This window comes from Wolbachia endosymbiont of Mansonella perstans, assembly GCF_020278605.1.
Taxonomy (GTDB): domain Bacteria; phylum Pseudomonadota; class Alphaproteobacteria; order Rickettsiales; family Anaplasmataceae; genus Wolbachia.
This window is the reverse complement of record NZ_JACZHU010000003.1, coordinates 1-17,628: the sequence shown is the minus strand read 5'-3', so window position 1 is coordinate 17,628 and position 17,628 is coordinate 1. Positions and strand designations below refer to the sequence as shown.

Annotated in this window: 22 protein-coding genes, 1 tRNA gene and 1 pseudogene; 8 read left to right on the top strand and 16 right to left on the bottom strand. The window is 35.1% G+C overall.

Features of this window, described 5'->3' with window-relative positions:
- Positions 1 to 185: 185 nt before the first annotated feature.
- From IHO13_RS00385 to der, 5 genes are all read right to left on the bottom strand, one after another.
- A tRNA-Ser gene (locus tag IHO13_RS00385) sits at positions 186 to 276 on the bottom strand.
- Between the two features lie 161 nt (positions 277 to 437).
- Complete coding sequence (gene ppa, locus IHO13_RS00380; RefSeq protein WP_225537240.1) at positions 438 to 953, bottom strand: inorganic diphosphatase; 516 nt, start codon at positions 951 to 953, stop codon at positions 438 to 440.
- Positions 954 to 1,058: 105 nt separating this feature from the next.
- Complete coding sequence (locus tag IHO13_RS00375; protein ID WP_225537238.1) at positions 1,059 to 1,601, bottom strand: demethoxyubiquinone hydroxylase family protein; 543 nt, start codon at positions 1,599 to 1,601, stop codon at positions 1,059 to 1,061.
- Positions 1,576 to 2,052, bottom strand: coding sequence for a disulfide bond formation protein B (locus IHO13_RS00370; protein ID WP_225537235.1), 477 nt, complete (start codon positions 2,050 to 2,052; stop codon positions 1,576 to 1,578). The genes IHO13_RS00375 and IHO13_RS00370 overlap by 26 nt, the downstream gene beginning before the upstream one ends.
- 51 nt (positions 2,053 to 2,103) lie before the next feature.
- A complete protein-coding gene (gene der / locus IHO13_RS00365) occupies positions 2,104 to 3,525 on the bottom strand; it encodes a ribosome biogenesis GTPase Der (protein ID WP_225537233.1) in 1,422 nt (473 codons plus the stop codon).
- A gap of 495 nt (positions 3,526 to 4,020) precedes the next feature.
- Between der and IHO13_RS00360 the strand changes: the two genes are divergently transcribed.
- Positions 4,021 to 4,365, top strand: coding sequence for a hypothetical protein (locus IHO13_RS00360; RefSeq protein WP_225537231.1), 345 nt, complete (start codon positions 4,021 to 4,023; stop codon positions 4,363 to 4,365).
- Between the two features lie 721 nt (positions 4,366 to 5,086).
- Here IHO13_RS00360 and IHO13_RS00355 read toward each other — a convergent pair.
- The 3 genes from IHO13_RS00355 to IHO13_RS05695 all read right to left on the bottom strand — a co-directional run bounded on the left by IHO13_RS00355 (position 5,087) and on the right by IHO13_RS05695 (position 5,983).
- Positions 5,087 to 5,413: a hypothetical protein gene (locus IHO13_RS00355; protein WP_225537229.1), complete on the bottom strand. Its 327-nt coding sequence runs from the start codon at positions 5,411 to 5,413 to the stop codon at positions 5,087 to 5,089.
- A gap of 82 nt (positions 5,414 to 5,495) precedes the next feature.
- Positions 5,496 to 5,810 (bottom strand): MFS transporter, encoded by a 315-nt coding sequence (locus IHO13_RS05700; RefSeq protein ID WP_255586035.1) that lies wholly within the window; start codon positions 5,808 to 5,810, stop codon positions 5,496 to 5,498.
- Between the two features lie 14 nt (positions 5,811 to 5,824).
- A complete protein-coding gene (locus IHO13_RS05695; RefSeq protein ID WP_255586034.1) occupies positions 5,825 to 5,983 on the bottom strand; it encodes an MFS transporter in 159 nt (52 codons plus the stop codon).
- A 399-nt stretch (positions 5,984 to 6,382) separates the two neighbouring features.
- Between IHO13_RS05695 and rsmH the strand changes: the two genes are divergently transcribed.
- A complete protein-coding gene (gene rsmH, locus IHO13_RS00345; RefSeq protein WP_225537228.1) occupies positions 6,383 to 7,399 on the top strand; it encodes a 16S rRNA (cytosine(1402)-N(4))-methyltransferase RsmH in 1,017 nt (338 codons plus the stop codon).
- A gap of 627 nt (positions 7,400 to 8,026) precedes the next feature.
- On the opposite strand, the gene IHO13_RS00340 is transcribed toward rsmH, so the two are convergent.
- The 5 genes from IHO13_RS00340 to smpB all read right to left on the bottom strand — a co-directional run bounded on the left by IHO13_RS00340 (position 8,027) and on the right by smpB (position 11,067).
- On the bottom strand, positions 8,027 to 8,167 hold the full coding sequence (locus tag IHO13_RS00340; RefSeq protein ID WP_225537227.1) for an ankyrin repeat domain-containing protein: 141 nt from the start codon (positions 8,165 to 8,167) through the stop codon (positions 8,027 to 8,029).
- Positions 8,158 to 8,457: an ankyrin repeat domain-containing protein gene (locus IHO13_RS00335; RefSeq protein WP_225537226.1), complete on the bottom strand. Its 300-nt coding sequence runs from the start codon at positions 8,455 to 8,457 to the stop codon at positions 8,158 to 8,160. Before IHO13_RS00335 ends, IHO13_RS00340 begins: the two co-directional genes overlap by 10 nt.
- A gap of 371 nt (positions 8,458 to 8,828) precedes the next feature.
- Complete coding sequence (locus IHO13_RS00330; protein WP_410543368.1) at positions 8,829 to 8,996, bottom strand: ankyrin repeat domain-containing protein; 168 nt, start codon at positions 8,994 to 8,996, stop codon at positions 8,829 to 8,831.
- Positions 8,997 to 9,822: 826 nt separating this feature from the next.
- A complete protein-coding gene (gene lgt, locus IHO13_RS00325; RefSeq protein WP_225537225.1) occupies positions 9,823 to 10,611 on the bottom strand; it encodes a prolipoprotein diacylglyceryl transferase in 789 nt (262 codons plus the stop codon).
- Positions 10,612 to 10,617: 6 nt separating this feature from the next.
- Complete coding sequence (gene smpB / locus IHO13_RS00320; protein WP_225537224.1) at positions 10,618 to 11,067, bottom strand: SsrA-binding protein SmpB; 450 nt, start codon at positions 11,065 to 11,067, stop codon at positions 10,618 to 10,620.
- 276 nt (positions 11,068 to 11,343) lie between these two features.
- Here smpB and IHO13_RS00315 point away from each other — a divergent pair, with 276 nt between their 5' ends.
- A complete protein-coding gene (locus IHO13_RS00315; protein WP_225537223.1) occupies positions 11,344 to 11,526 on the top strand; it encodes a hypothetical protein in 183 nt (60 codons plus the stop codon).
- 198 nt (positions 11,527 to 11,724) lie between these two features.
- On the opposite strand, the gene IHO13_RS00310 is transcribed toward IHO13_RS00315, so the two are convergent.
- The gene (locus IHO13_RS00310) at positions 11,725 to 12,312 is read right to left on the bottom strand and encodes a CvpA family protein (RefSeq protein ID WP_225537222.1); all 588 of its coding nucleotides are present in this window, start codon (positions 12,310 to 12,312) and stop codon (positions 11,725 to 11,727) included.
- Between the two features lie 56 nt (positions 12,313 to 12,368).
- The gene (locus IHO13_RS00305) at positions 12,369 to 12,965 is read right to left on the bottom strand and encodes a riboflavin synthase (RefSeq protein WP_225537221.1); all 597 of its coding nucleotides are present in this window, start codon (positions 12,963 to 12,965) and stop codon (positions 12,369 to 12,371) included.
- A 148-nt stretch (positions 12,966 to 13,113) separates the two neighbouring features.
- Between IHO13_RS00305 and IHO13_RS00300 the strand changes: the two genes are divergently transcribed.
- The gene (locus tag IHO13_RS00300) at positions 13,114 to 13,269 is read left to right on the top strand and encodes a hypothetical protein (protein WP_225537220.1); all 156 of its coding nucleotides are present in this window, start codon (positions 13,114 to 13,116) and stop codon (positions 13,267 to 13,269) included.
- 36 nt (positions 13,270 to 13,305) lie between these two features.
- Positions 13,306 to 13,452 carry a hypothetical protein gene (locus tag IHO13_RS00295; protein WP_225537219.1) on the top strand — a complete coding sequence of 49 codons (147 nt, stop codon included), beginning with the start codon at positions 13,306 to 13,308 and terminating at the stop codon, positions 13,450 to 13,452.
- A gap of 119 nt (positions 13,453 to 13,571) precedes the next feature.
- Here the strand turns inward: IHO13_RS00295 and IHO13_RS00290 are convergent, their stop codons facing one another.
- Entirely contained in the window at positions 13,572 to 13,733 is a 162-nt protein-coding gene (locus tag IHO13_RS00290; RefSeq protein WP_225537218.1) for a hypothetical protein, read from the bottom strand.
- A 977-nt stretch (positions 13,734 to 14,710) separates the two neighbouring features.
- Between IHO13_RS00290 and pheS the strand changes: the two genes are divergently transcribed.
- The 3 genes and pseudogenes from pheS to IHO13_RS06005 form a co-directional block, all read left to right on the top strand.
- On the top strand, positions 14,711 to 15,754 hold the full coding sequence (pheS, locus tag IHO13_RS00285) for a phenylalanine--tRNA ligase subunit alpha (protein ID WP_225537217.1): 1,044 nt from the start codon (positions 14,711 to 14,713) through the stop codon (positions 15,752 to 15,754).
- Positions 15,755 to 16,993, top strand: coding sequence for an NTP transferase domain-containing protein (locus IHO13_RS05825; protein WP_225537216.1), 1,239 nt, complete (start codon positions 15,755 to 15,757; stop codon positions 16,991 to 16,993).
- A 183-nt stretch (positions 16,994 to 17,176) separates the two neighbouring features.
- A pseudogene (locus IHO13_RS06005) lies at positions 17,177 to 17,539 on the top strand (transposase); the annotation flags it as partial.
- Positions 17,540 to 17,628: the final 89 nt, after the last annotated feature.

The window sequence follows — 17,628 nt, the reverse complement described above, 5'->3', positions numbered from 1 at the left end:
TGCTCTACAGCAAATAGGCTCAACGAGCCAAACATGACAAATAACAATGTAAAGTATAAAATACCCCTCATAAATATCCCAAGCGCAAGCTTAATTAAGATGATACTATAATCAAATAATTAATCTATAGTAAAAAACGGGCATGGGAAATGAAGAGTGATTGAGATCATCACGCCAATAACGCACGGAAGGAGAGGGATTCGAACCCTCGATACGACTTTTCAATCGTATAACGGTTTAGCAAACCGCCGCCTTTAGCCGCTCGGCCACCCTTCCAAATCTTGAACCTCAAAGCAAGTACTCTATATGATACCAAGACTTCACAACCTGTCTAATGCTTTTAATAGTAGCATTTCATGTTATTAGATAGCAGAACCTCTTCTAAATCAGTCAATAACTGTAATTTTACTATAATAGACAACCTAAGCTAATGCGCATTAATCTCCACTTTTAATAGCGTTTTCAATAATGTTCTTTGCTTCTTTTATACCAACCCACTTTCCAACTGTTACTGTTTTTCCTTTCTCTAGATCTTTATAGTGCGAAAAGAAATGGGCAATTTTATCTAGCAGATTTTTAGGCAAATCAGAACAGTCTTTCACATCATCATAATAGCTATCAACATCGGAAGCAGGCACAGCTAATATCTTTTCATCTTCTCCTTTTTCATCCTTAGTAAGTAGAGCACCTATTGGACGTACCGATACTAAAACACCAGGTGCTAGGGGGAATTGAGTTAATACCAAAACATCCACGGGATCACCATCACCTGAGCAGGTATTTGGCACAAATCCATAATTGCAAGGATAAATCATTGAGGTAGATAAAAACCTGTCAACTTGCAGTAATCCAAGCTCTTTATTAAATTCATACTTTATAGGCTCAGCATTTGCACCTATTTCAATTATCACACTCACTGCATCTGCTGTCGCAGTTATTTTATTCAAATCCATAAATTACCTCTTACTTTTAAGAGTAAGTATTATACAACATACACTTCTTAGTTACCACATTTATATAATTTCATCTTTATGAACAAAAATCTGCCTGAGAACCAGTTAAATCAACTTGGATAAATAAATAGCAGCTTTGCAGCCCGTTTTTATGAATGAGGATAAGATATTGTAACCAAACGCACCTTCAGCGTTGTGCTCAATTGCAATATCTCTGTGCTCTAACTCTTCATTGCGAAACTTACTTATAGTTTCTCTTAATTCTCCATCTTCTAAATGCGAAACTTGCTCTTTATAGTGCTCTCCAATCACTTCTTCGACTGCAGCAGTGCAAGCCATAGCAGCCTTTCTGCCCATAATGGTAGTTGCAACACCAAGTGACACTCCCAAAACACGCCAAACTGGCAACAAAACAGTAGGACGAACTTTCTGCTCTTTAATTTTTTCATTAAAATAATGAAAATGCTTTTTTTCCTGTTCTTCCATTTTAATTATTTCCTTGATTATAGAAGACTTTTTAAGAATAAATTTTTGACCAGAATAGATGCAAATAGCTCCATATTCTCCAGCATGGTTTACTCTAATTACTTGCTGCAAAAACTTACTACTGCTATACCTTAAGTTATTTAGATTTCTTTCTCTCCCCACAATACATTTTACCTGACACGAACAGAGCTGCTATAAGATAGATTAAGTTCCACGTTGCTAGGGAAACGCCTAGAACATAATGGGGTCTGTTACAAGAAGGAGAGTAGTTAGGGTTTAAGAGATTGTTTCTCAGCTCTTCTACGCTAACGTTATCGCTTACCTGTTCTGTGCATCCTAAAACATCATAGAATAAGCGGAATTCAAGGCCTACATGATAAAAAGATATTATCGCACCGATAAGATAGCTGCAAAATATTGCATAGACTAAAATTTTGTTGTCTTTAATCATGTGTGCTACTGCAAGCAACCCTGCAACATAGTAAACTATTTGCTCGTATACACATAACTTACATGGCAGCATATTGAAAAAATACTCTAGCACATATGCGAAAATTAGAGCAATGGCACTTGACAGCAGAAAGATTGTAGGAGTTCTAGAGTTATTACGCATGACCTTTAAGTTAGCTATTACAAAGACTTCTTAAAGTATAAAACAGAGTACTCATTTTGCATAGGGGTTTTTATTCTTCTTCAAAAGCAATCTGACTGGTACACCTTCAGCAAAGAAGTTTTTTCTTAGGTCATTAACTAAATAGCGTATATAACTTTCATCAACATTCTTAGGCATGTTGCATATTAAGGAAAAAGCCGGAGGTTTAGTGCCGATTTGAGCAATATACTTCATTTTAATTGCTCTGCCTTTGACAAGCGGGTGGGTATGCCTATTTAGAGCATCAATTAGCCAGTTATTTAACTTTGCAGTGCTAATTTTCCTGCTTAAGAATTCGTTTACTTCAAGACACTTGTCTATTACATCACTGCAGCGCATGGCTTTTAATGCAGAAATCGTTATAGTTGGTACTTCCAAAAATAACCGGGTTACTTCCTGTTGTTTTACAAATTTTATCAACTTGCTCCTGTCATTTTTATTTATTAAGTCCCACTTATTTAAGACAATGATAATTCCCTTTCCTCCTTTGATCGCAGCTTCACCGATTGATAAATCCTGTTGCTCAATACCCACAAAGGAGTCTAACATTAAAACTATCACGTGAGAGCATTTTATTGATTCCATGCTCTTCTCAACAAATCTTGATTCTAAGTCATCTGTGACATTCGCCTTTCTACGGATTCCGGCAGTGTCAATCAGAGTAATTAGCTTTCCACCATGATCGTATGTAATATCCACGGAGTCACGTGTAGTACCTGGTTCTGAACTTGTTATTAGCCTATTCTCTGCAAGTAAGCTATTTAAAAAAGTTGACTTCCCAACATTTGGACGGCCGATGATTGCAATCTTTAGCTTAGTAAACTCATTAGCTTGATCCGAAGTAGTTCCGGTGCGTGACACTGGAATCTGCTTATTTTTTTCTGGATCCAAGTAGTCAGCTACTTGGATGGTAGGCGAGGATTGTGGAATAACATAGGATGAATCTATAAAAGACTCAATAACCCCAGCCAATGTATCGTAGAGATCAATCATGCCAAGGTTGTGTTCAGCCGAGATGTACACCGGGCCTATGAAATCAAAAAACTGCAGGTAATCAACATTTCCTGACCTATGACTTTCGCATTTATTTGCTACAAGTATTACAGGTTTATTTGTCTTCCTCTTTAGCCACTTTGCAAATTCTTTGTTCTGCTCATTTTGCGCTTTTGCATCAACAAGAAAGAAAATTACATCCGCGCTCAATAAAGAAAACTCTATTTGTTCAATAACTTGTAGTGAAAAATTAGTTTGGTTGTTCCATCCTCCTGTATCAATAATTCTAAATTCCAAATCACTAATTCTTCCAACTCCCTCACGTCTATCCCTCGTTACCCCTGGGATGTTACTAACCACTGCTGCTTTTCTTCCCACTAACCTATTAAATAGGGTTGATTTGCCAGCATTTGGTAGACCTACTATAGCAGTTTTTAGCATAGTTTAAGCGTATGTTCTATAGAAGTAAATTATAGTCAAAATTTTTCAATTTAACTATTGACTTTATAGATTACATCAATATCCTAAAATCAAGATATTCTATTTTGGTTTTATTATGCAAAATATGGGGGAGTGGTTATACCAACAGAGCACATTACAACGGTCAATACAAAAAAATTAAAACAACTAGGGTATCCATATAAGATAGAGTACTTATAGTCGAGTACGACAGTTTATGAACATATGGAAAAAAACATTTCAAGTACATTGCGTCAAATATATAGTGTTCTTATTTCATATAATGAATTGGAAAACTTACCTAATGATGAAGCCATAGAAAATTTAGCAAAGAGATTTCGAAAATCTATAGAAAATGTAAAAAATAATAGAGTAATGTTTAGTGTACAGTATCATATTGATATATTCAAAGTAAGGAGAAGAGTTATCAATACATAGAGTATTCGATGAAGGTCCTATGCCACCTTATGGAGTACGATGCAAACATTACTGAGGTTGGAAGAAGTAAACTACATCTCTCTTTGGTTGGAAATGTCTGATCTCGTTTCAAAGGGTAGTTATGTAAGCAAAGAAATGTTGAAATTGTTGCCAGAAGATATAACGAAAAAACATGAAGATTACTTGTCAAGTCTAAAGCGAATTGTTTGTGACAGTATTGAAAATGATAAAAAAGAAGGAATCATAGTAGAAAGGGATAATGGATTTTTTTGTATAAAGTTTCCAAAGGAGAGTGTTATAACTCCTGCGAAATTTTTGAGCGATCCAGAATTCGAAAATTTAGATGGAGCATTAAAAATTGGGAAAGGAGATGATATAATCTGAACACAAGATGGGCAATATTGTGATATGAAGAGCGTACTTCATATGGCTTTTGAAGTAGGTGATAGTGAAAATTTGAAATGATTTTGTCCTCTTAAAGCCCTTCAAGCTTTGGTAAAACAGCAATATATATGATGATAAAAGTTGTGGAATCTTTTCAAAATACCTTGAAGAACTAAAGAAAAAACCACGTATAAGTAAGTTGTTGAAGCTGCCGAAAATTTCGTGCAAAAAAACAAGACTGTTTCACCTTCTCTTTCTTCTGTAGACGATACTAGCACATTCAATCATTTTGAGAACATTGGTCAGAGCGCTAACCAGAGCGTTGGGCATTAGTAACTGCCCATACACATAAACCGTTGCATGTAGCAATGGTATATGTAATAACGAGCTAACCAAAATTCTAATGCTGAATCACAACTCCTTGTATAACCTAAACTAAGCAGAAAAGAGGCGAGGATTGTTAGGGTGTTATACAAGTAGCTAACATTGGCTTCTTTATGGCGGTGTCATGAAAGTAGCCCATTTCCTGTCATCACAGCGTGTAACGCTGTGATGACACCGTTGTGCCTTGTAAAAAGTATCTAATCCTTAATCTGTGATATGGCAACTAGTCCAATCAACGCACAGAAAATCATGTAAAAGCTTGCTGAAGTTTCTTGTCCTGTAATTTTAATGATTATTGTGCATATAAATGGTGCAAGACCGCCAAAAAATCCAGCAGCTATATTTCTTGATAAACTAAATCCGCTATACCGCACCTTTGTTGGAAATAATTCACAATAAGTGCATTGACAGGACCAAGTGATGCGGCTATTGGGATTATAAAAAGAACGTGTGCCACTATGGTTAGCAAGTTATCACCACTTAGTATCATAAAAAAAACTGGATAACTTACTACTATGAAAGTCATAAATGCAAATTTCATAACTTTTTTTCTTCTTGTCTTATCAGAAAGTATTGCAAAAAATATAGCCAATCCTCCGAGCACAATTTGACTCAGTATTTCCACCATGTGGTTAAAATGAGCATTTATTATTAATGTAAGCACATTGAAAAATACTAAGTATATATAAAGAGATGAATTTTCGACTATATCAACCCCTATCAATATCAGAAAAGGTTTTTTGTAGCTATTTAACAACTCTTTTAACGGCAGTTGAGGTGGATTTTTCTGCTTTTTTGTACTCTGGGCTCTCATCAAGTATATATCTTGTATATATACTGATTAACCCCATCACTAAACTGAAAATAAAAGGTAATCTCCATCCCCAAGATTCGAAATCGGATACTTTTTTGCATATGAATGCCGCTACAAAACTTAATATTGAACCAAGAATTGCACTGAATACCTCGATACTGCCAAAAAATCCTTTCTTATCCTTAGGAGCATGCTCTATTAAAAACGGGGCATTTCCTGCTTCTCTTCCAAGGGGTATACCTTGCAATAACCTTAAACATATCACCAGTATTGATGCGAGTATTCCAATGTTTTGAACCCCGGAACAAAGGCAATTAATATAGTTGATAGAGTCATTAATACAATGGAGAGCAATAGAGCAACCCTTCTTCCATATTTATCACCAATATGGCCAAATATAGCAGCACCGATTGATCTCATCAGAAACCCACTGCAAACATCCCAAAAGCCTTCAGTACACTAACCAATTGATCATCTTATGGAAAAACACACTGTCGATTATACTGGTCAAGCGACCAAAAAGCATGTGATCGTACCACAGTAAAGTGTTACAGATTAAGCTTGAAAATATTACTTTTGCTATTTGTTGCATAAAATCTTCTGCAGTTTACTTGATATAATAGTAATATTCCTTGCTTTTTCAAATATAATGGAAAAATGTGAGCATTATGTGAATATTATATTAATAACGGTATCTCATTAAATCTTAATATTTTTATATCATTGACTATATCAAGTATTTTTATATCATATATTTCACCATGTTTTAGTGAGGAAGCTATTTTTATTTGTATACACAAAGCTTTTTAATAGAACGCTATGACACATATTCCAGTTTTGTTAAAAGAGATGCTATCACAACTTTCACCACAAAATGGTGGTGTATATGTGGATGCTACGTTTGGAGCTGGGGGATATAGCAAAGCGATATTGGAATCAGCTGACTGCAAAGTGTATGCAATTGATAGGGATGAAACGGTTGTTAAATTTTATGATAGTTTAAATATCAAGTATCCCGGCAAAATAAAGTTATTTATTGAAAAATTTAGCAAAATTAAAAATATCTTAGATAGCTTTGAACACCTTGTAGAGTCCTCTGTCATCTCACGATCTTCTTCAGTTATTCCGGTTGGAGTCCAGAAAAAAAATGTATGGTCAAGCACTGGAGTAACACCAGACAGATCTAGAATGACACCGGGCAGATCTATTAATGCTGCAGATGGAGTTATATTTGACGTTGGAGTATCATCTATGCAGCTTGATGAAGGAAATAGAGGATTTTCATTTTTACATGATGGTCCGCTCAATATGCGTATGGATGGCTCTTCCCAAATCAACGCTTCAACGTTCGTTAACGCTCTACGCGAAGAAGAAATTGCAAACACTATATGCAACTACGGAGGAGAACGTTATTCTCGCAAAATTGCAAGGGCAATAGTAAACACGCGGAGAAAAAGACCTATTAAAACTACATTTGAACTCGCGGATATTGTACGTTCTGTGGTATTTCGTGGAAAAAGCAAAATTGATCCTGCAACTAAGACATTTCAGGCAATCAGAATATGGGTAAACGATGAGCTTAGGGAACTTGAAAAGGGAATTAAAGCTGCATCTGAAATTTTAAATAAAAATGGCAAACTAATTGTCGTCACCTTCCATTCTTTGGAAGACCGTATAGTCAAAACTTTTTTTAAAAATCTATGTGAGCAAAGATCTACCGATTGTAAGGTCTTCTCTCTTCTGAATAAAAAAGTGATAAGAGCAAGCGCAGAAGAAATAAATGCAAATCCACGTGCGCGCTCAGCAAAACTAAGAGCTATACAGAGGTTATCATGAGAATTCTTTGTATTATCTCAATAGTTACGTTTTTTTTCAGTATTATAGGACTATTCAAAGTAAAACTACATATTCAGTCATTAAATGAAGAACTAAAAAAACTAAAACGAGAAATTAGTTTAGCGCAAAAGTGATATAAAGGTTTTACAAGCAGAGAGGAGTTATTTAAGTAATCCAAAGAAACTCACAAACTCATGGATAGGCACCTGAAAAATAACTCTTTTTAGCCACCCAGGTAAAAAACCTTAACTCCCTAAGTGGCTTCAGCACGCTAGCACAACTTGAAAATCAGGATTGATGATTAGTTGCAAAGCTACACTTAAATATAGAGTAAGTTTTTCAGCATGGCCTTAGCTTTTTTATACATTCTATTTCTCTATGTTTAATTATAGGCTTAAAAGTAAATGGTAATCCTAGAATTGTTAAGTTTGAAGCCAGGGTTGAAAATATGCAAGAAGCTTTGTATTTATTGTGTAGCTCTTTCAGGTAAAATGTTAAAAACCTACGAAATTTCTTGTAGTTTTCGTTGATATCTGCTCTACCATTAGCTTTATTGATAAACATGTCTATTGAAGTGTAACTGTCTTTGCACTTAATGCTAACGTCTGATCCTTTCTCTATTAACAGCTAGGCTATATCAAAATAATCTCTTTGGACAGCAAGATGCAGAGGTGTATAACCCTGTTGCTCACAGGTATTCATATTGGCTTTAACTTCCAGTAACATTTTCACAATCTTTATATGACCTTTTTTAGCTGCTAGCGGCAAAGGGGTCTGTTACATTTGGTGGCAGCATTTACATCTACCTTAAGCTCTAATAAGAGCCTGACTGCTTTAGTATTACCATTATAGCTAGCTTTATGTAACCGGGCATTACCATTGAAACCTTGATCATTTGCATCTATTCCCTTTGAAACAAGAAATGTTACCATTTTCCTATTGTTATGCTCAACAGCGCAATCCAATGCATCGAAACCATGGTTGTTTTTTGTACAGATAAATTCTTTAAAGTTAGCTTTTGCTTGCTGTCTTTTTACAATAAGCTTCACTATTTGCATTTTATTGTTATATGCCGCTAGGAAGAGCGTACTATTATTCTCCGCGTCTTTTGCTTATATATTGCCCCTTTTTTATTAGGTATTCTATAATTTCTGCTCTACCCTCGTAATGTGCGGTACATTGATAAGTGGCCAGAAATAAAGGAGTGTGTGAATTATTATCTTCGCATTCAAGATTGGCTCACTATCAACTAAAGTTTGGACGCTTTTTTTGGAACCGTATAGTAAAGCTATGTGAAGAGGAGTGTAGCATTCTTTAACATCTCTATTCATTAATTTTTACACCTTTTGCAATCAAAAAACCTATTAATTCCGTATTATCTTGTAGCGCAGCAAGGTGCATCTGAATAAATCCATTTTTATCTTTGGAATTAATTGTCAGCTGGTTGATCAAGAAGTTTAGCAATTTTCTTGTGTCCATGCATAACGGTGTAATGCAGTGGATTTCTATTTTCGCTGTCTACAACATTAAAATCTGCCGCATGCTCTAGCAATGACTTTGCTCTAGCTGCAGCGCCTTCTTTTGTAAATTTATGCAAAAGAGTGATTCCATTTGCATCTTTTGAGTTAATATTAAATCCACTTTCTACTCTAATTGGTTTATGTCTTTCCCATGCACAATACTGCCTAAACTTCTAGTAAAACCCTTTTCGCATCAATAATACTCCCACTTAATTAAGTTCGAGTGAATCTGTAAAAGACGTACTGATTGCTTATGCGGAAGGTGGTGTTTTTTTGTACGTCAAGAAGTGTGTAAGGAACAGTCGGTGAAACAAGTAATAACAGCCTGGAAAGACCATTGTGCTGCACAAGGTGTAAAGCTAATGGAATGACACCACTTGTTGTAAAAACAAATGTTCGTTCATAAATTGCAACTAGCTATAAGCACTAAGAAATTTACTAAATAAAAAAAGCAAAAGAAGCCCCGATTGATGGCTAATTATTTATATATACCTCAAATATCGGCGTTTTTATTTTCAATGCTACGATTCAGCTACTTTTAAATGTAAATGACCAAAACTATAAACGTTAGGAATTTTACTGAGCGGAAAAAAGGCAAAAAAAAACTAAGGCAGCTAATGTTCAAATTCTCACTTGTCTATTTGACGTTCTATACTATCTTAAATGACTTATAAGCGCGTTTCAACTTTTATAGGTGAAAACTAGAAGTTTTGTAAAAACATGAGGTACATATAGTACAAAAATTTAAACATTAGACACTAAATACCTAAGTTTTCCGCTGTTAACCTACACAGATTGTGAAGATAAATGGCTTTAGTGTTATGATACTAGGATTGGCGAAGGTTGTCAATTAGTTTTTTTGCTTCTATTAAATCCAACGCACTGCCAAAAACTATGCAGGAACTATTTTAATTTCTCCATAAACTTCAAATTTAATGCACTAAAATATATGATTATTCCCAGCAAAACCATAGGTACTGAAAGCAACTGTCCCATAGTCAAATCAAGCCATAAATAGCCAACTTGGTAGTCTGGTTCGCGGAAAAACTCAACTATAAAACGCACTATTCCATACCACATAATTGCAGTGCCAGTTAGTGCACCACGATATAGCCTTATTCTAGTCAAGAAAAACGGTGAATTTATAGCTGCAAAAAATAGCAGTCCTTCGAAAAATGCCTCATAAAGCTGACTTGGATGGCGTAGCAAATTATCACCACTTTCTGGAAATTCCATGCCCCATGGCACAGTTGTAACTCTGCCAAATAGCTCTCCGTTTATAAAATTGCCTATCCGACCTAAAAATAAGCCTATGGGAACTCCGCAAGAAATTAGATCCAGTGTGTAAAATATAGGAATGCTATGCCTTTTGCACGAAATTATCACCGCACACAAAACTCCTATTGCGCCACCATGAAATGACATTCCTCCTCCCCAGGTTTTCAGTATCTTGATAGGATTGCTTATATAAAAAACTGGATCGTATATCAACACGTAGCCAAGCCTGCCTCCAAGGAGGATACCTACAATAATGGCTGTTAACAATGAATCGTAAAAACTCTTGGTAAATATTTTTTGGTTGTCCAATTTGTGTAAATACCAATATGCAAAGACTATGCCTAAAACATATGCCAAAGAATACCAATGTATAGAGACAGGACCGATGCTAAAAATTACTGGATTTAAAGACATATCTTGCTACAAATCATTCTTAGACAATCTACTTTTCTCACGATCCCACTCTCTCTGTTTTATGGTTGCCCTCTTATCATAGAGTTTTTTTCCTTTTGCAATGGCAATTTTAGTTTTTGCCAATCCTTTGTCATTGAAATAAATTGAAAGTGGTACAACAGTTATTCTAGCAGTTTTAACTTGGCCAATTAGTTTATTTATCTCTTTTTTATGCAGAAGTAATTTACGTTCCCTTTTCGGCTTATGGTTTCTTTTGTTTGCAGCTTTATATTCTGCAATGTGCATATTATGCAGCCATATTTCACCATTTTTTTCGATAACGTAAGCGTTAGAAATGTTTGCTTTTCTTTCCCTCAGCGATTTAACTTCACTACTTAATAGTACCATACCTGCTTCAAATTCTTCTAAGATAAAGTATTCAAACCTTGCTTTTCTATTTTCTGCAATAACTTCCATATTTAAATACACCCTTGAGTTTTAATATACTACAGGATTTTCAGCTCTTGCAGTAATGTTAAAAATAATGTTCTAAAGTTCCTACATTCAAAGGCAAATGCTTTTGGATAGGAATGTATCCGAATTCTCTTCCAAAGATAGTTGATAAAAAAAAGATGTTGAAGTTATGAGGTAAACAATTGAGGAAATTCCATGGATTGGTGCCTTAGTTGGCATTCATGTGTTATTAACACAACTAGTTTATAAAAGCAGATGTTGTAGAAAAAGAAACACGCTATGGTAAGACTAGAGAGTTCTAAAAAGGGTATAACTTATGCATTGGTGGATGATAAAGTTAAGTTAACAGAGGAAGATAAAGGAAAGGTTCTTGGAAGAACCTGCCAAAGAAAACACTGTAAACAAAAGGTCGTTAGCAAAAGTAATGAAGCAAAAACAAGCAATCACGGCTGGTGGTGCTAGTACAGCGTTATTAGTAAGTAGTATTGCATCTTATATCCTTTGAAGATGCACGTCATAGCGGTGGTTAGAGGAATTGTTGGACTGGCATTCATGAGTTTTATATTGTATAATGTTTTAAAGCCTAGTACCAAACTTGAGAAAGTAAAAGATGTAGAGTGTTTCCAAAAGTCACCATAGGTTGCCTTATAAGCATGGGTATTACTCTTTTTTGTCACCTTCAGCCTTTTCTTGGTTGAACATTCCTTCGCTAATCTCTTTTATTTTTAGTATCAACGACTCCGGTATATACACATCAACTATATCTTCTACTGTTGAAAATAAAGCCTGGTAAGAGTGCGAATTTATTATCCAATTAGGCAATATGTCTTCAGCCTCTACTTTAGACTGCTCCTCTTTTTCGTCATATGCAGTGTAGCAATATAAATGCACGGCAAAGAATAGTACATAAGAAAGCAATATTCCTCTGAGCGCTCCGACAAGGATTCCAGTAGCTCTATCGATTAACCCCAACCTTATGGGTGATAATATGTACATCAGCCAGTTGTTTACTATCACAAATATAAGGTTGAGTATAATAAATACAGAAATTGTAGAAAGTATGTTCTGCGTAGCTTTAGAATCAAAGTATTTGCTATAGTTTATAGCGAAGAAATCATAATGATTAGCTGTCAAAAAAACCGACAAAAACAAAAACATTAGCGCGCATAATTCTTTTATAAAGCCTCTAGTTATCGAAATTATTACGCATACAGCAATAATGAAAATAATTAGACAATCGAAGAGCATACTACATATTATATGGTTTTCAAGATATAATAATTGCAAACAACGAAATTGTAAAATTAATTGTATCTATGCTGCGTCAACTGATCTAAATATCTAGCTATCATGTCGATTTCTAAATTTAGATAATCATCCACTTTATTATACTGAAAAGTTGTGTTTTGCCATGTGTAGGAAATAATATTAACAACAAATTCTTGGCTAGTAACTGAATTTACTGTGAGAGAAACTCCATCTAGCGTCACAGATCCCTTTTTTGCAACAAATTTAATTAACTCTTGTGAGCACGACAGCTTGATTTCATGAGAATCCAAATTTTGGTTGATTGCAAGAACTTGTACTGTCTTATCAACATGACCCTGGACTAGGTGGCCATCAATCCTATCGCTCAGTTTCATTGCTTGTTCCAGGTTTATTTTCTTTCCTACTTTCCAATTATTTAGGTTAGTGGCCTTCATGGTTTCTTGAGACACTTGAACTGTAAATACATCGTTAATTATGTCAACGACAGTTAAACACACACCAGAGCAAGCTATTGAATCTCCTTTACCTATGAAAGATAGATTTTGTGCCTTGATATGGAAGATTTGGTCGGAGTTAGAGCAATTCTTGGTATCAATTAAAGTTCCAATATCTGTAATAATTCCTTTAAACATGCAGTAAAATAAATGATTTTATCACAAAAAATCTTTTAAAATAGCTATCCATTAAGTGAAAGCAAGAGGCTTGTTTTTACCTACCTGTTCAATAGATTCTACCGAATATTTAGAATATATAAAATAAGCTAAACTCAGAACACATAATGTGGCTAGTATTGGCAACCCTATGTTCAATGCCAACCCAACGCTCTCTCTTTTTTCTGGGGGTACTAATCCCTTTAAAATTGGCACTTTTCCTAGCGGCAAATGCCACAGGCAGAGTGCTGATATAGAGGGTGCTATCAACAATAGGCAAAAGTAAGTCTCTTTCGAAGAAAATACGATTTTTAACAGCGGTTTGAAAGCAGTTTTAGTAGCTGGTGGAGTTGTACTTGTTACTTGTGAGGGGCTTATGGTTTTATTTGGTAAAGATTTCCACTTTCATGAGAAACGTTTTCAGGCTGTGGAGAAGGTTGTTGCATGGGAATACCTGAAACTGATTTGAGTAATTGCTCTTTTTTTCTATACACTTACCTTTGTAAATATTCTTTACCTAAAAGTGAGTTATTAGAAGGTTGTGGCTTTTCAAGTATCTGTAATACCTATAATACTTCACCTGGGCTCTCATATTTTATGTAATTGCTTATCTTGAAAATAAACAATATTGAACACTGAGTTGAAAATATTGCGAAATGTTTCTGGATCCTGGTTTTTGTATCCATTTATCACTTCAACAAATATTTTATCGAGTTTTTTCCCCTTGTGCTCAGCTTGATTATCTATCACAGCTACTCTGGCATCATTTTGTGCTTGTTTTACGGCTAATTGTTTTTCTTCTTCTGATAATGCTTTAGTTTGCTTTTTCGATTTCTTTCTTCTATTAGCCTTAAAACAATCTATATACGACTTGGTTTGACTTATATCGGAAAGCTTTGCGGTTTCATCTGTTTCTCTTTCGCCTTTTTGTATTACCTCGTTTCGTTTTGTCTCTTTAGGTGATTGGTAAGCTAAAGCTCTCTGTTTTCGTGACAGTTTTGACAGCTACCGAAAAAGGAATTCTATTAATCAAAAGATCAGGTAGTCGAAAAAAGACTGAAGCCAAGAAACGTTTTCACGTATTGCAGCAACAACTACTGGTGAACGTGTAATTTGCTTTCTGTTACTTACTACATCGTAGCCAAAAGAATCTTTAATCGACGCAACTTGTTTATCTTATATGTTCTCTTCTTGAACTATATTCCGTTCTTTTCCGCTTTTAGTTTTTTCTGCTTGTAGCATATCCTGACTTTGTTTCTCACCTTTGGTCTCTTTCTGGCATTTTTAGCTTCTAATTTAGGAATAACTTAATCTTGTACAAATTACCTAGGTCAATGTTTTTGATATTTGTTTGCAGTTTAATTGTGATTCTTTTCAGGAGGATTTGAAGAGGAGCACTACTTATAAATTCTTCTACAGTTTTGAGATTATTAACTTCGCTAGTGCTTCTCGAGCGAATGGTGCTGAACTCCACCGATTCATTAGAAAATGCTTCACTTATGTCCTTAGACCTCTTCTTAAAAAACCTAGGTAAATCCTCTATTTTTATACTCCTTCTCAGTTCCAGTGTTATCGTTGTGCATATCCTCTTTTATTGAATTTTTAAATAAAATTAAATAAAAAGTATAGCTAGTAAATAAATTAATAATTAAGATAGGACAATTTTTCAGATTGTTGATGATATTGAAGATTTTACTATAATAAAAGTTTAAGCTAGCGTTTTTGAGGTGAATAAAGATCTATTGAATGAAATACCTTTACTTGAGGATAAAGCAGTTTCTGAAATTGAGGGTGCTTCTTCTTTGCAGGATTTGGAAAAAGTCAGGCTATCATATTTGGGAAGGAAGGGTATGATTAAAATTTATTTTGATGACTTAAAAAAGATAGAAGACGCAGAAAAAAAACGTAACTTGAGCGCAGTTATTAACGTTTTACGCAATAAGCTGGTCCAGCTTATAACAAACAAGGAAACCATATTAAAAACCGAAGAAATCAACTTTAAATTACAAAACGAGGCTATTGATATCACGTTGCCCGTTAGACCAGAAAAAATTGGCAGGATTCATCCGTTGAGTAAGATTATAAGTGAGGTAAAACTCATTTTTGCACATATGGGTTTCAAAGCAGTCGATAGTCCTGACATTGAAGATGAGTTTCATGTGTTTGATGCGCTAAATACCCCAAATCATCATCCTGCACGAGAGGAGCAAGACACCTTCTACTTAAAGAATAAAATAAACGACAAAAGAATGGTGTTGCGCACTCATACTTCATCCGTGCAGATTAGAACCATGGAAAAGGCAAAAACTTTCCCAATTAAAATAGTGGCTGCAGGTAGGGTATACAGAAATGATTTTGATGCAACTCACACTCCTATGTTTCACCAGATAGAGGGGTTATATGTCAATGAGAATATCAATATGGGCCAGTTAAAATTCACCATTCATCATTTCCTCGATAAGTTTTTTGGAGATGATGGATTAAAGATACGTTTTCGTAATAGTTTTTTCCCTTTTACTGAGCCTTCTGCAGAAGTAGATATAAGTTATGAGAATGGTAAATGGATAGAAGTACTTGGATGCGGTATGGTACATCCAAATGTCTTTCAAAATGTTGGAATAGACCATGCCAAATACAATGGCTTTGCGTTTGGCATTGGCATAGAAAGACTTGCAATGCTGAAATATCAAATTGGTGACCTAAGGGACTTTTATGATAACAAGATCAGTTGGCTTAACCATTATGGCTTTCACTTTTCATCTTTAAGATAAGTGACAAATAAAGCTTACACATTTATTATACTTGCTGCTGGGCATGGCAAACGAATGAATTCGAACTTACCCAAAGTCCTGCACAAAATAGGCAATTTCTCTATGCTCGAGCATATCATTTACAATGCAAAACAGCTGAATCCCGAAAATATAGCTATTGTAGTTGATTTGCCTTTAATTGAGCGGTTACAGTGCTTTGAAGATATACAATTAATTATACAAAAGTCAACGCTTGGAACAGGAGATGCAGTTGAAACTGCAATAAGAAGCCTGACAAAACTGCCAGATTCAGGCATAGTTGTTGTACAGTATGGAGATACCCCACTCATAAAAAGCAGCACGATAACTAAAATGGTTAGCTCTTTAGAAGGCAAGGCACTAATTTGCCTAGGTTTTAGGGCAAGCAATAAAGAGTACGGTAGGTTAGTTATTGAGGATGGTTCCTTAAGAGAAGTCGTAGAAGCACAAAATGGTGGAAATAATGATGAGGAATTTCTTGCTAATGCTGGGATAATGGTTGCATATGCAAAGAATTTACGTGAATTGGTGGGGAAAATAGAGTGTAATAAGTTGACACAAGAGTATTATTTAACTGATATAGTCTCCATTGCTGCGAAGAGCAATTTAAATGTTGATTACGCTATTACTGACGAAGAAGAAGCAATTGGAATAAATAACAGAAATGACCTCGCAAAAGCTGAGTTTTACTTCCAAGAAAGTAAAAGAAGATTTTTTACCAACTCCGGGGTAACGCTCGTAGCTCCAGAGACCGTTTTCTTCTCTCTTGATACACAAATTGGTATGGATTCGATTGTTTACCCATACGTTTTTTTCGACTCTGGAGTAAAAGTAGGATCTAATGCTAGAATCGGTCCGTTTGCCAAGTGTGAAGGCACAACAATTGGTGACAGTGCAATCGTGGGGAACTTTGTTGAAGCAAAAGCAAGTGATATAGGCATGAATACTAAAATAAAGCACTTAAGTTATATAGGAAATACTAAAATAGGGCCGGAAAGTAACATAGGTGCAGGTACTGTTGTGTGTAATTATGATGGGAAAAAGAAACACAAAACAAATATTGGAAGCAATTGCTTTGTTGGTGCCAATAGTTCATTGGTTGCGCCGCTTAATGTCCACGACGACTCTGTAATCGCAGCGGGTAGTGTTATAGTGGAAGATGTGCCAAAGGAAAGCCTTGCAATTGCAAGAGAAAGGCAAGTGATTAAGAAAATAAAATAGTCCTTGATTGCTGAAAAGTTTGGAAGTGGGATATTCATAAGATGTATGGTCCAAGAGTGTAATTATGGATTTAGTATAACAATCCTGGAGACTGTATGGCTTTGCTGCACAGCAACCGAAAAAAACTAGCGTTACTGACAAAACTCATTACAGAGTAGCTATTTTAACTCCCGAAGAAAAAATATGCCACAGAGAATGAAAGTCAGTAACCTAAAAGAATATAATAAATTCCTCGAAAAAAGGGGAAATATTTTTTACTATATTTAATGGGGCTATCGAAAACTGGTATAACAATAGTCCAAAAATGCAAGGCATCAACTATATTTATAGTGATAAAGTCGCGATTTTAGTGCATATAATCGCCAATCTTTTAGAATTGTATTGAGACAAACAGTGGATTTATACAAGGATATTTGCAACAAATAGGAAAAAGATTTGGCAGTAATCAGCTATTCACAAGCTTCAAGGAGATTTAACAAACTTAATATCAAGATTAATGATTGCAGAGCTGATAAAAGCAACATAGGAGACATTGAAATTGCCATAGCAGCACAGCATTTATAACAACACTCCTCAGCTGTACAAACATTGTGCTACTAGGAGAATGTCATGACAGTGCTTGATACTGGCATCCA

Coding starts and splice junctions, on each gene's coding strand:
- IHO13_RS00335 (WP_225537226.1), bottom strand. CDS start 8,457: ATGCAAATAGTGAAGCTTATTGTAAAAAGACAGCAAGCAAAAGCTAAC.
- ppa (WP_225537240.1), bottom strand. CDS start 953: ATGGATTTGAATAAAATAACTGCGACAGCAGATGCAGTGAGTGTGATA.
- rsmH (WP_225537228.1), top strand. CDS start 6,383: ATGACACATATTCCAGTTTTGTTAAAAGAGATGCTATCACAACTTTCA.
- IHO13_RS00360 (WP_225537231.1), top strand. CDS start 4,021: ATGCAAACATTACTGAGGTTGGAAGAAGTAAACTACATCTCTCTTTGG.
- smpB (WP_225537224.1), bottom strand. CDS start 11,067: ATGGAAGTTATTGCAGAAAATAGAAAAGCAAGGTTTGAATACTTTATC.
- lgt (WP_225537225.1), bottom strand. CDS start 10,611: ATGTCTTTAAATCCAGTAATTTTTAGCATCGGTCCTGTCTCTATACAT.
- IHO13_RS00305 (WP_225537221.1), bottom strand. CDS start 12,965: ATGTTTAAAGGAATTATTACAGATATTGGAACTTTAATTGATACCAAG.
- IHO13_RS00370 (WP_225537235.1), bottom strand. CDS start 2,052: ATGCGTAATAACTCTAGAACTCCTACAATCTTTCTGCTGTCAAGTGCC.
- IHO13_RS00315 (WP_225537223.1), top strand. CDS start 11,344: ATGGTAAGACTAGAGAGTTCTAAAAAGGGTATAACTTATGCATTGGTG.
- IHO13_RS00310 (WP_225537222.1), bottom strand. CDS start 12,312: ATGCTCTTCGATTGTCTAATTATTTTCATTATTGCTGTATGCGTAATA.
- IHO13_RS05695 (WP_255586034.1), bottom strand. CDS start 5,983: ATGAGATCAATCGGTGCTGCTATATTTGGCCATATTGGTGATAAATAT.
- der (WP_225537233.1), bottom strand. CDS start 3,525: ATGCTAAAAACTGCTATAGTAGGTCTACCAAATGCTGGCAAATCAACC.